Origin of the sequence: Kineococcus glutinatus (genome assembly GCF_039542765.1) — a bacterium.
Lineage (GTDB): Bacteria > Actinomycetota > Actinomycetes > Actinomycetales > Kineococcaceae > Kineococcus_A > Kineococcus_A glutinatus.
In genome coordinates, this window is record NZ_BAABIL010000291.1 from 1 (window position 1) to 11,874 (window position 11,874).

Genomic DNA, 11,874 nt, shown 5'->3' on the forward strand with positions numbered 1-11,874 from the left:
CCCCGGGTGCAGCCGCTGCCGCAGGCTGGCGCCCCGCAGCGGCTGGCGTCCCCGGAGCGGGCCGCGCGCCGCTGACCCGCGACCGCGGCACCCGCACGGGCACCGCCCGCACAGGCACCACCCGCGGGAGCACCGCAGGCGCGAGGGCCCCGGCAGGATCGTCCTGCCGGGGCCCTCGTGCGCGTGCGGGCGCCCCTCAGCCCTCGCCGCCGGCCGCGGACGTGCGCGCCCACTCGTCGGTCTCGCGGGCCAGCGCCGCCCAGTCGCCCGGCGCCACCCAGCCGCTCTCCATGTGCGTGGCCACGGCGGGCGACGCGGCCAGCAGCGTGCGCCGGCGCGAGGGCCGCCGCTGCGCCCGCACGTCGACGGCCAGCTTCATCGCGGTGAGGTAGGCGTTGCGCGCCAGCGTGCGGGCCGTCCCCGTCCCCGGCGGCAGCGGCTTGTGGCGGAGCAGGTCGCGCGGGCCGAAGCGGGCCACGCCCTGCAGGGTGAGGCAGCTGGTGTGGTCGAAGTCACCACCGCTGAGGCAGCACAGCAGGAGCAGCCGCTCGTCCTGGCGCAGGGCGCCGACCCGGGCGGCGAAGGTGCTGGTCGTGCTCTCCAGCGGCACCCAGCGCACCTCGCCGGGCGCCGCCACCCCCGCACCCGGGGCGGTGCCGAGGGTGGTGTCGGGGGCGGTGCCGGCGGCGCCGCCGGGGGCCGGCGAGTACGGGGCGAAGTAGTCCGCCGTCGTCGTGCGCGAGGCGGCCAGCAGCGCCGTCAGCGCCGCCGGGGTCCACAGGTAGTCGTCCTCGGCGAGGAGGACGAGGTCCTCGCCGGCCCAGTCGCGCTGGCGGGGCAGCGCCAGCGCGCGCAGGTAGCTGCGCCGGTTGCTGCCGCCGGTGAAGGGCAGCGGGGTGCCCCACGCGCGCATCACGTCGAGGCGCTCGGCGGGGATCGGGCCGTCGTTGAGGAAGACGACGTCGACGTCGACGCTGCGCCGGGCCTGCGCCACCGCCCGGCAGAACGACAGCAGGGCGCGCTGCTTGCCGTACCACCCCGGGCGGCCCTTGACGTTCTCGCCGCCGTGCGAGCGGTAGATCGCGTGCAGCCTCAAGGGTTCCTCCGGTCAGACGTGCCGCGACTCCTGCCCAGCCCGGTCGCGCCGACGTGGACGTCCTTCCGTCCGGACTGCCGGGCGATCGTAGCCGCTGCCCACCCGGCCTGGGCGCACCTCGTGAACGGGCACCGCCGCAGCGTTACACGTCCTCGCGAAAATTCATGCTCAAGGAGCAGCCCCGGGCGGCCGATCCCTCATGTGTCAACGCAAGCAGGACCCGCCAGACGCCAGCAGCGCCACCCCCCGGCCCGGCGTCGTGACACTCCGAGGTTGATCACCAAGATGTCGAAGCTTTCGAAGTTCGTTCTCAGCACCGTCGCCGCGGCCACCGCCGCCGGTGGTTTCAGCACCGTCTCCGCCGCTGCCGCCACGACCGACGGCGCCATCCGCGTCAACACCGGCAAGACCGCCGTGACCGACTCCGCGGGCGCCACCTGGGACGCCGGGCGGGGCTTCGTCGGCGGCTACCAGGTGGCCGGCGCCACGACGGCCGCGATCGCCGGCACCACCGACGACAAGCTGTACCAGTCCGAGCACTGGGGCATGAGCGCCTGGCGCACCGCGGTTCCGCAGGCCGGCACCTACGAGGTGACGCTGAAGCTGGCGGAGACCTACTTCAACGCCGCGAACCAGCGCGTGTTCTCGGTGAACGCCGAGGGCACCCGCAAGATCACCGACCTCGACCTGTACAAGGTGGCCGGCAAGAACGTCGCGCACGACAAGACGTTCACCGTCCCGGTCTCGGACGGCACGCTGGACCTGACCTTCTCCTCGACGAAGAACCACGCCAAGGTCGACGCCATCCGGGTCAAGCTCGTCACCGGCGCCACCACGCCGACCCCGACGCCCACCCCGACGCCGACCCCGACGCCGACCCCGACGCCCACCCCGACGCCCACCCCGACGGTGCCGGGTCAGCCCGCCACCGCCGGCCCCTGGAAGTCCGGCGCCTCCGGCGTGGGCGTGGCCACCGGCGCGTTCGGCACCTGGCGCGGCACCCCGGTCTCCATCGCCGCGACCTGGGCGGACAACGACGCGGCCGCCGCGGGTGTCTACCAGCTCGAGGCCGGCAAGGAGTTCGGCGCCTGGACCAAGGACATCGACATCGCCGTCGGCGCGTTCGACCGCGGTGGCTCCTGGGCGGCCGGCGCCAGCGGCGCCTACGACGCCAAGTGGCGCGCGTCGCTGACCACGCTGAAGAACAAGTGGGGCAGCCGTCCGGGCACCGTGTACATCCGCTTCGCGCACGAGATGAACGGCAACTGGTACCCCTGGTCCGTCAACGCGGGCAACAACGACGCGTTCAAGGCGGCGTGGAAGCGCTACCGCGCGATCCAGAAGCAGGTGTTCCCCAACGCCAAGCTCGTCTACAACAACAACCGCGAGTCGGTCAGCAACATGGACTGGCGCAAGTCCTTCCCCGGTGCCGAGTACGTCGACGTCATGGGCGTGGACTACTACAACCAGTACCCCTACGCGGGCACCATCGAGGCCTTCCGCTCGCACCTGATGCAGACCGACCGGTTCGGCGCCCCCAAGGGCCTGGGCGCGCACCTGGCCTTCGCCAGGAGCGTCGGCCTGCCGCTGAGCATCTCGGAGTGGTCGGGCAACGCCGACAACGGTGACTCGCCCGGCTTCATCGCCGGCATGCACGAGTTCTTCAAGACCAACGGCGGCACCGGTGCGGGCAAGTTCCTCTACGAGGTCCAGTTCAACATCGACCGCGACAACCGCCGCTGGATCCTGAGCACCAACACCCGCATGCCGCAGTCGGCTGCGAAGTACCGCGAGCTCTTCTGATCCGACGTCCTGACACAGGGTGCCGGGCCGGGATTTCCCCCGGCCCGGCATCTCTGCGTCAGGGGACAAACACGAAGGGTGATATTTCGTCCGCAGATGCGCACGAACGGTGGAGGTGACCCGCATCGTCCTACCGCACAGCGCTTTGCGCTGGCTACACTCCGGGGCGCCGTGCCGGTGGCTAGGGGGTCACCGCAAGAGCCGCCCACGGCGGCCGACGGCTCGCGCGCATCTCTGGGGGGAACCGTGGCTGCGAAGCGGACCATCGTCACAGCAGTGCTCCTGGCGTCGACCCTCGTGGGCCACGCCCTCTACCCGGTCGCGCTGCACGGCGTCGCGCGCCGCCGGCCGGAGCCGGAGGTGCCCGTCCCCGCGCAGTGGCCGCCGGTCACGGTGCTCGTGCCCGCCTACCTCGAGGCCGGTGTCATCGCGGCCAAGGTGGACAACGTCCGCAAGAACGGTTACCAGGGCGAGCTCGAGGTCCTCGTCGTCGCCGACGGGGACGCCGAGACGGCGGCCGTGGCCGAGGCCGCGGGAGCCAGGGTGCTCCTGCTGCCCGAGCGGCGCGGCAAGTCGCAGGCCCTCAACGCGGGGATCGCCGCGGCCGGCCACGAGATGGTCGTGCTCAGCGACGCCAACAGCGAGCTGGAGTACGACGCCATCGGCTACCTCGTCTCCGCCCTCCTCGTCGACGGCGTCGGCGCCGTGGCGGGGGAGAAGCTGGAGGGCGAGGGCGCCGAGCTGGCCTACTGGCGCTTCGAGTCCTGGATCAAGCGCAACGAGGGCCGGCTGGGCACCACGCTCGGGCTCGACGGCGGGTTGTGCGCGGTCCGCCGCTCCGCCTGGCGGGACATCCCCGCCGACATCTCCAACGACGACTTCTGGACGGCCCTGGACCTCATGGAGCGCGGTCACTCCGTCGCCTACGAGCCCAAGGCGCTCATGCGCGAGTCCTCCATCGGCGACATCGGCCTGTCCTGGGAGCGCAAGACGCGCGTGCTCGGCGGCGGGCTGTGGGTGATGTGGCGCAAGAAGCACCTGCTGTCCCCGCGCGCGGGCCTGGTGAGCGCCGAGCTGTGGGGGCACAAGCTGTGGCGCTCGACCCTCGGGCCGCTGAGCCACGTGGGTCTGCTCGGGCTCGCGCTCGCCTCGGCCCGGCGCAGCCGCCTCGCCCAGTTCTTCCTCGTCGGTCACGTGGCCGCCGGCGCATCGCTCGTCGCCCAGGAGAAGGGCGTGCGGATCCCGTTGCCCGCCAAGCTGATCGCGCAGATCCTCTACCTGCAGCTCGTCGCCTTCGGCGGTATGCGCCGCTGCCTGCGGGGCGATCGCGTGCTGCGCTGGGACAAGCCCGCCCGCTGACCGGGATCCGCTCCGGCCACCCCGTCCGGCGAGCGACGGGGTGGCCGGACCGTTCAGCGTGCCGTCGTGCTCGTGTCCCACTCCGCCGTCGTGGTCGCCAGCGCCTCCCAGTCGCCCGCGGCCAGCCACGCCAGTTCCATGTGCGTGGCCTGCGGCGGGTCCGCGGCCAGCAGCGTGCGCCGGTGCGAGGGCCGGCGCAGCGACCGCACGTCCACCGCCGTCCGCATGAGCGCCAGGTAGCCCGCGCGCGCCACCACGCGCAGGGGCGAGGAGCCCTCCGGGCCGGGGTGGTGCCGGACGACGTCGAGGGCGCTGAACCGCGGGATCCCCTGCAGCGCCAGGCAACTGGTGTGATCGAAATCACCGCCGCTGAGGCAGCACAGCACGAGCAGGCGCTCGTCCTCGCGCAGCGCACCGACCCGGGCGGCGAACGTGCTCGTGGTGCTCTGGTGGCGGTGCCAGCGCACGGCCTCCGCCGGCAGCGGGTCCGACGCGGGCGTGACCCGCTCTCCCGTCCAGGTCCCCGCCGGCACGGGCAGCTGCTGAGGGTCGTGGGTGCCGAGGCCGTAGGGGGCCAGGTAGTCGGCGCGGCGCCGGGACGCCTCCAGCAGCAGCGCCCGCAGCGACTCCGGCCGCCAGAGGTAGTCGTCCTCCGCGAACAGCACGAGGTCGTCGTCGGCCCAGCCGCGGCGCCGCGGCAGCGCGAGCGCGTGCAGGTAGCTGCGGCGGTTGCTGCCCGCGGAGATGCCCACCGCGGTGCCCCAGCGCCGCTGCAGCTCCACCCGGTCCGCCGGCAGCGGGCCGTCGTTGAGGAACGTGACCTCCACGACCGCGTCGCGGCGCGCCTCCTCCAGGGCGCGGCAGAAGGACAGCAGCGCCAGGCGTTTGCTGTACCAGCTCGGACGGTCCTTGGTGTTCTCCCCGCCGTGAGAGCGGTAGACGACGTGCAGGATCACCGGCCCACCTCCACCGCGGATCCTAGACCGCTCCCGGGGCGGACCTCCGCAGCCGGAGGGTTTCGTGTCGTGACGGTTTGGTCACTCCATGACAACGCGACCGGCGACGGTGGCCCGGCCGGTCGTCACGCCCTTGACGTAGGCCCAGTGCTGGCTCGCCAGGTCGCGCTCGCGGGTGACGGTGCGCTGCAGGGCGCGGGCGGCGTACCCGGAGGCCAGGGCCAGCGTCAGCGCCCGCGTCTGGGCCGGGGAGTGGTGCCGGCGCAGGTAGCGCGCCATCGCCGCGCCGCGCAGCCGCAGCATCTCCAGGGACGGCGCCCCCGAACCCCCGGCCGAGTGCGGGACGAGGACGTCGGTGCGCAACTTCTCGTGCATGCCCCGTTCACGCGCCTGCCGCCCGAAGGCGACGTCCTCGTTGTAGACGTAGAACTCCTCGTCGAAGCAGCCCAGCTCCAGGAAGGTGCTGCGCCGCACCGCCATGCACGCCCCGGTGGTCCAGTCGACGTCGATCCGCTCGTGCGGGGCCGGGCGCGCGAAGAGGCCGGCCCGCGGGAACAGCTTGTGCAGGCCGGCGCTGTGCACCAGGGCCCGGCGCACCGTCGGTTCCCAGCCGCCGACGCCCAGCTCGACGTGCCCGTCGGCGGAGACCATCGTCGCCGCCGACGCCGCGCACGAGGGGTCGTCGGCGACGTCGGCCAGGATCTGCCGCAGCGCCTCGATCGTCGGGCGCGAGTCCGGGTTGCCGAACACCACGAACTCGCGGGTGGAGGAGCGCGCGCCCATGTTGGCGGCGCGGGCGAACCCCTTGCCGCCGCCGGAGTCCACGTAGCGGCCGTTCGGCCGCGCCTCCACGACCGCCCGGACCCCGTCGACGTCGTGCGCGTTGTCGACGACCACGACGGGCAGCTCCGGCGGCAGGCCCGCCAGGAGCCCCGCGATCTGGGGCGCGCTGCGGTAGCTGACGAGGACGAGCTCGACGTCGAAGTGCCGCCCGTCCGCCGCGTCCCCCGCTGCAGGGGTGTTCATGGTCCCGTCCCGGGCCTCGATCGACACGTCCACCGCCTCCCGCCGCCGGTGGCGGCTCCGCTCCCGCCGGCACCCGTCGGTCCGTCGTGCGGGGCCCGCGCGGCGGGCCCGTGCTGCACGGTAGTGCGCTCGGCACCCCAGTATCGGCCGATGCGTCGTGTCGGCCGCAGCGGGACGGGCTCCTGCGCGCCGCGGGGCGCGTCTTTCACCCGCCCGGGTGTGCCGGCGCGCGGGGCGGGCCGCGGACACGGCCATCCGGGGCACGGGCGGACGGCGGACGCAGGGGTCTCTGGTAGACCACAATGGGCACACGAGCGCCGCCGGGGGGGAATCCGGCGCGGTGGTGGACGGGGGGACATCAGGTGGGGGACCAGGACGTGGACGGGGTGCGGCCGCCGCGCCGTGCGTGGGTGGTGGCCAAGCAGCTGCCGGCCCGCACCGACTCGGGCGGCAGGCAGCGCATCCGGGCGGTCATCGACACCTACGCGGAGGTGTTCGCCGACGTGCAGGTCGTCGGCTTCGACGCCTGGGACGACTGGCGCGAGCAGCTGCCCGCCCACGTGGTGGTCCACCCGGTGGAGGCCCCGCAGGCGACGGCCCCGGCGGTGCTGCGCAGTTCCGTCTTCGCCGGCAAGTGGTACTCCGGCCGGTTGCGGGCGCTGCTGGCCCAGCAGGTCCGCGGGCGCGACGTCGTGCACGTGGACTTCCCGCAGATGGCGGTCAACGTCCCCGCCGACGTGCGCATCGACGTGCTGGACATGCACAACGTGGAGTCCGACCTCATCGACCGCCGCCTGCGCACCGAGCACCCGCGCGCCCGCTGGCTCGTGCGGCCGGAGGTCGCGCGCTTCCGCCGCTTCGAGCGCGCGGTCGTCCGGCGTGCGGTGCGGGTCACGGCCTGCAGCCGCCGCGACCAGGAGGAGCTGGCCGCCGCCGGCGTGCAGAGCCTCTTCGTGCCCAACGGGGTGACCGAGCCCGCCGGCAGGTCGCCGCAGCCGGGGACGGCCTCGGCGCTGTTCGTGGGCGCGGTGGACTACGGGCCCAACCGCGCGGGGCTGCGCTGGTTCCTCGACGAGGTCTGGCCGGCCGTGCTGGCCCGCACGCCGCAGGCGCGGTTCACCGCGGTGGGCCGGGCGCTGTCCGACGTGCACCCGCGGGAGGCGGGCGAGCCGGCCGGGGTGGCGTTCCACAGCCAGGTGCCGAGCGTGGACCCCTTCTACGACGCGGCCGACGTGTGCGTCGTGCCGCTGCTGTCCGGCGGCGGCACGAAGATCAAGCTGGTCGAGGCGATGTCGCGCGGTCGTGCCGTGGTGACGACGTCCGTGGGCCTGGAGGGCCTGGAGGAGTACCGCTCCGCCGTCGTCGTCGCCGACGACCCCACCTCCTTCGCCGACGCCGTCGCGCGGTTGCTGCGCGACCCGGCCGAGGCGCAGCGGCTGGGCAAGGTCGCCGCCGAGGCGATCGCGGAGGACTTCTCCTGGCGGACCGCGATGACTCCGCTGCGTGACCTCCTGATCGGTCTGCGCGACAACTGATGTGCGGTGGCGGTGCCGTTGCTCTCGGGGAGTGACGGTCCGCCTGCGCGGTCGAGGCCCTGTAGTAGGGTCAGCGCCGGGTGGCGTGCGCCGGGGGGGTGAGCGCCACCGAAGAGTTCGGACGGGTCCCGACGCAGGGTCCGTGGGGGGTTCGCGTCGCTCCCGGCCCGTCCGCGCTGCACGGAAGCCCCCCGCTCTTCCACGCCCGGCCCCGCGGTCGGGTGGGCCGGTACAGAACCGAGTGAGGGATCCAGGCATGACCGAAGCCACCAGTCCGGACGCCACCAGCGCAGCGGCCGTCAGCCCGCGCGACATCCCCGTCGTCATCCTCTGCGGCGGCATGGGGACCCGCCTGCGGGAGGCCAGCGAGAAGCTCCCGAAGCCGCTGGTGGACATCGGCGGGCGGCCGATCCTCTGGCACATCATGAAGCTCTACAGCCAGCACGGTTTCCGCAAGTTCGTGCTGTGCCTGGGGTACAAGAGCGAGATGATCAAGCGGTACTTCCTCGACTACCGCCTCAACGCCGGTGACTTCACCATCAACCTCTCCACCCAGGACGAGCCGGAGTTCCACTCCCTCGGCGTCCAGGAGGACTGGGAGATCACCTTCGTCGAGACCGGCCTCACCACGGCCACCGCCGCGCGCATCTTCCGCGTCGCCCAGCACCTCGACGCCCCGCGGTTCTGCCTCACCTACGGCGACGGCATCGGCGACGTGGACATCACCAAGACGCTCAAGGACCACGAGGCCGGCGGCCGCGTCGCCACCGTGACCGCGGTGCACCCCTCCAGCCGCTACGGCGAGATGCACGTGGAGGACGGCGCCGTCGTGGAGTTCAACGAGAAGCCGACGCTGGCCGACGGCTGGGTGAACGGCGGGTTCTTCGTCTTCGAGCGGGAGTTCGTCGACCGCTACCTGGAGGACGACCCCGAGGTGATGCTGGAGTCCAAGCCGCTGCAGCGCGTCGCCCGGGACGGCCAGCTCACCCTCTCCGCCCACGAGGGCTACTGGCTGGGCATGGACACCTTCCGCGACTGGACCGAGCTGAACAAGCTCTGGGACGCCGGCCAGGCGCCGTGGAAGACGTGGGAGGACTGAGAGCGGCGTGGCTGAGGAGAAGCGCACCATGAAGATCGTCGTCACCGGGACCGAGGGCTACCTCGGCTGCCTGCTCGCCCCCACCCTGCTGGAGGCCGGGCACTCCGTGCTGGGCATCGACACCGGCTACTACAAGCAGGGCTGGCTCTACAACGGCGTGCCCGCCTCCGTGGAGACCCTCGCCAAGGACATCCGGCACGTCACCGAGGCCGACCTCGAGGGCGCCGACGCCGTCGTGCACATGGCGGAGCTGTCCAACGACCCCCTCGGCGAGCTCATCCCCGACGTCACCTACGTCGTCAACCACAAGGGCTCGGTCCGCCTCGCGGAGATGGCCAAGCGCGCCGGCGTGCAGCGCTTCGTCTACATGTCGAGCTGCTCCGTCTACGGCGTGGCCGAGGGCACCGTCGACGAGACGTCCCCGGTGAACCCGCAGACGGCCTACGCCGAGTGCAAGGTCATGGTCGAGCGCGACCTCGCCCCGCTGGCGGACGACGACTTCTCCCCGACGTTCATGCGCAACGCCACCGCGTACGGCGCCTCCCCGCGCCAGCGCTTCGACATCGTGCTGAACAACCTCACCGGCCTGGCCTGGACGACCGGCAAGATCGCCATGACGTCCGACGGCTCGCCGTGGCGGCCGCTCGTGCACGGCCTGGACATCGCCAAGTCGATCCGCGCGGTGCTCGACGCCCCCCGCGAGGTCGTGCACAACCAGGTGTTCAACGTGGGCGACTCCAAGCAGAACTACCGCGTGCGCGAGATCGCCGAGGCCGTGGGCCGCGCGCTGCCCGAGGCGCAGATCACCTTCGGGGAGAGCAACGGCGACAACCGCAGCTACAAGGTGAACTTCGACAAGATCCACTCGCTGCTGCCCGGTTTCTCCTGCGACTGGGACGCGGACAAGGGGGCCGCGCAGCTGGTCGAGGTCTTCCGGACCATCGACCTGGACGCGGAGACCTTCACCGGCCGCGGCCACACCCGGCTCAAGCAGCTCGAGCACCTGATCCGCACCGGGCAGCTCGACAAGGACCTGTTCTGGCGCAACCCGGCCGCCTCCCCGGCGGGGGTGGCCGAGTGAAGATCACCCCCACGCACATCGAGGGCGTCGCGATCGTCGACCTCGAGCTGCGCCAGGACGAGCGCGGGTTCTTCGCCCGTTCGTTCTGCCGCGAGGAGTTCGAGCAGGCCGGGCTCGTGCCGGCCGTCGAGCAGTGCAACGTGTCCTTCAACCACCTGGCGGGCACCCTGCGCGGGATGCACACCCAGGTCGACCCCGCCCCGGAGGCGAAGCTGGTGCGCTGCACCGCCGGCGCCATCCAGGACATCATCGTCGACCTGCGGCCGGACTCCCCGACGCGCTTGCAGCACGTCGCCGTCGAGCTCACCGCGGAGAACCGCCGCGCGCTCTACGTCCCGCCGTACTTCGCCCACGGCTACCTCACGCTGACCGACGGCGCCGAGGTCGTGTACCAGGTGAGCCAGAGCTACACCCCCGGCACCGAGCGCGGCCTGCGCTTCGACGACCCCGACCTCGCCCTGCCCTGGGCGCGCGACGTCGCCGTCATCAGCGACAAGGACCGCTCCTGGACGCTGCTGGCCGACGGCGCGGTCCTGTCGTGATCATCGTCGACAGGGCGCTGCAGCAGCGCCAGGCCGAGGGCCGCCCCATCCGCGTGGCCCTCGTCGGCGCCGGGTTCATGGGCCGCGGCTTCGTGAACCAGGTCGTGAACTCCGTGCCCGGCATGGAACTCGTCGCCATCGCCAACCGGACGGTCGCCAAGGCCCGCGACGCCTACGCCCAGGCCGGCGTGGGCGGCGTCGTCGAGGCCGACGACGTCGCGGGCGTCGAGCGCGCCATCGCGGCGGGGCAGCCGGTCGTCAGCGGCAGCTACGAGGCCGTCGTCGGCGCCGGGCAGGTCGACGCCGTGGTGGAGGCCACCGGCAACACCGAGTACGGCGCGCACGTCGTGCTGCACGCCATCGAGTCCGGCAAGCACGTCGTGCTGCTCAACGCCGAGGTCGACGGCACCGTCGGCCTCGCGCTGCGCCGGCGCGCCGAGAAGGCCGGTGTCCTCTACACCGGCTGCGACGGCGACCAGCCCGGCGTGCAGATGAACCTCCTGCGGTTCGTCAAGGGCATCGGCGTCACCCCGCTCGTGGCCGGCAACATCAAGGGCCTGCAGGACGAGTACCGCAACCCCACCACCCAGGAGGGGTTCGCGAAGAAGTGGGGCCAGGACCCGTACATGGTGACGAGCTTCGCCGACGGCACGAAGGTGTCGTTCGAGCAGGCCCTGGTCGCCAACGCCGTCGGGTTCAGCGTGGAGAAGCGCGGCATGCGCGGTGCCGACCACCACGGGCACGTCGACGAGCTGGTCAAGGCCTACGACGTGGACGCCCTCAAGGCCCTCGGCGGGGTCGTGGACTACGTCGTCGGCGCCAAGCCGGGCCCCGGCGTGTTCGTCCTGGGCACCCACGACGACCCCAGGCAGCAGCACTACCTCAACCTGTACAAGCTGGGCGAGGGACCGCTGTACTCCTTCTACACGCCGTACCACCTGTGCCACTTCGAGGTCCCCCTCACCGTGGCGCGTGCGGTGCTCTTCGGCGACCCGGCCATCCAGCCCTCCGACGAGGTCACCGTCGAGGTCGTCACCACGGCCAAGACCGACCTCGCGGCCGGCAAGGAGATCGACCGCCTCGGCGGCTACGACACCTTCGGGGTGGCCGAGCGCGCCGACGTCACCGCCGCCCAGCGGCTGCTGCCCATGGGCGTGGCGGAGGGCTGCACCCTCAAGCGCGACGTCGCCAAGGACCAGGTCCTCACGTACGACGACGTGGTCCTGCCCGCCGGGCGCCTCATCGACGCCCTGCGCGCGGAGCAGGCGGCGATCCTCGCCGGCTGAGCGCCGGGCGCACCGCGACGGCCGCCGCCCCCCACCGGGGGCGGCGCCCGTCGCCGTCCCCGGGCCCGGCCGCACCGGTGCGCGTCTACGG

The 11,874-nt window shown here is 72.9% G+C and carries 10 protein-coding genes; 7 read left to right on the forward strand and 3 right to left on the reverse strand.

All coding sequences use genetic code 11. From position 1 onward, the window contains the following. Positions 1 to 196: 196 nt before the first annotated feature. A complete protein-coding gene (locus ABEB16_RS11485; protein ID WP_345712386.1) occupies positions 197 to 1,096 on the reverse strand; it encodes a hypothetical protein in 900 nt (299 codons plus the stop codon). A gap of 273 nt (positions 1,097 to 1,369) precedes the next feature. On the opposite strand from ABEB16_RS11485, the gene ABEB16_RS11490 reads away from it, so the two are divergent. Together ABEB16_RS11490 and ABEB16_RS11495 are read left to right on the forward strand one after the other, a co-directional pair. Next, positions 1,370 to 2,899 carry a malectin domain-containing carbohydrate-binding protein gene (locus tag ABEB16_RS11490; RefSeq protein WP_345712387.1) on the forward strand — a complete coding sequence of 510 codons (1,530 nt, stop codon included), beginning with the start codon at positions 1,370 to 1,372 and terminating at the stop codon, positions 2,897 to 2,899. 276 nt (positions 2,900 to 3,175) lie between these two features. Further along, the gene (locus tag ABEB16_RS11495) at positions 3,176 to 4,258 is read left to right on the forward strand and encodes a glycosyltransferase (RefSeq protein WP_345712388.1); all 1,083 of its coding nucleotides are present in this window, start codon (positions 3,176 to 3,178) and stop codon (positions 4,256 to 4,258) included. 53 nt (positions 4,259 to 4,311) lie between these two features. Here the strand turns inward: ABEB16_RS11495 and ABEB16_RS11500 are convergent, their stop codons facing one another. Both ABEB16_RS11500 and ABEB16_RS11505 read right to left on the reverse strand, forming a co-directional pair. Continuing rightward, positions 4,312 to 5,214 (reverse strand): hypothetical protein, encoded by a 903-nt coding sequence (locus tag ABEB16_RS11500; RefSeq protein WP_345712389.1) that lies wholly within the window; start codon positions 5,212 to 5,214, stop codon positions 4,312 to 4,314. An 81-nt stretch (positions 5,215 to 5,295) separates the two neighbouring features. After that, complete coding sequence (locus ABEB16_RS11505) at positions 5,296 to 6,267, reverse strand: glycosyltransferase family 2 protein (protein ID WP_345712390.1); 972 nt, start codon at positions 6,265 to 6,267, stop codon at positions 5,296 to 5,298. Between the two features lie 335 nt (positions 6,268 to 6,602). Between ABEB16_RS11505 and ABEB16_RS11510 the strand changes: the two genes are divergently transcribed. The 5 genes from ABEB16_RS11510 to ABEB16_RS11530 all read left to right on the forward strand — a co-directional run bounded on the left by ABEB16_RS11510 (position 6,603) and on the right by ABEB16_RS11530 (position 11,783). After that, on the forward strand, positions 6,603 to 7,775 hold the full coding sequence (locus tag ABEB16_RS11510; RefSeq protein ID WP_345712391.1) for a glycosyltransferase family 4 protein: 1,173 nt from the start codon (positions 6,603 to 6,605) through the stop codon (positions 7,773 to 7,775). Positions 7,776 to 8,031: 256 nt separating this feature from the next. Then, positions 8,032 to 8,874, forward strand: coding sequence for a glucose-1-phosphate cytidylyltransferase (gene rfbF / locus ABEB16_RS11515; RefSeq protein ID WP_345712392.1), 843 nt, complete (start codon positions 8,032 to 8,034; stop codon positions 8,872 to 8,874). A 28-nt stretch (positions 8,875 to 8,902) separates the two neighbouring features. Further along, positions 8,903 to 9,955: an NAD-dependent epimerase/dehydratase family protein gene (locus ABEB16_RS11520; protein ID WP_345712395.1), complete on the forward strand. Its 1,053-nt coding sequence runs from the start codon at positions 8,903 to 8,905 to the stop codon at positions 9,953 to 9,955. Continuing rightward, positions 9,952 to 10,497 (forward strand): dTDP-4-dehydrorhamnose 3,5-epimerase, encoded by a 546-nt coding sequence (gene rfbC, locus ABEB16_RS11525; RefSeq protein WP_345712393.1) that lies wholly within the window; start codon positions 9,952 to 9,954, stop codon positions 10,495 to 10,497. The genes ABEB16_RS11520 and rfbC overlap by 4 nt, the downstream gene beginning before the upstream one ends. After that, complete coding sequence (locus ABEB16_RS11530; protein WP_345712394.1) at positions 10,494 to 11,783, forward strand: NAD(P)H-dependent oxidoreductase; 1,290 nt, start codon at positions 10,494 to 10,496, stop codon at positions 11,781 to 11,783. The genes rfbC and ABEB16_RS11530 overlap by 4 nt, the downstream gene beginning before the upstream one ends. Positions 11,784 to 11,874 lie beyond the last annotated feature (91 nt).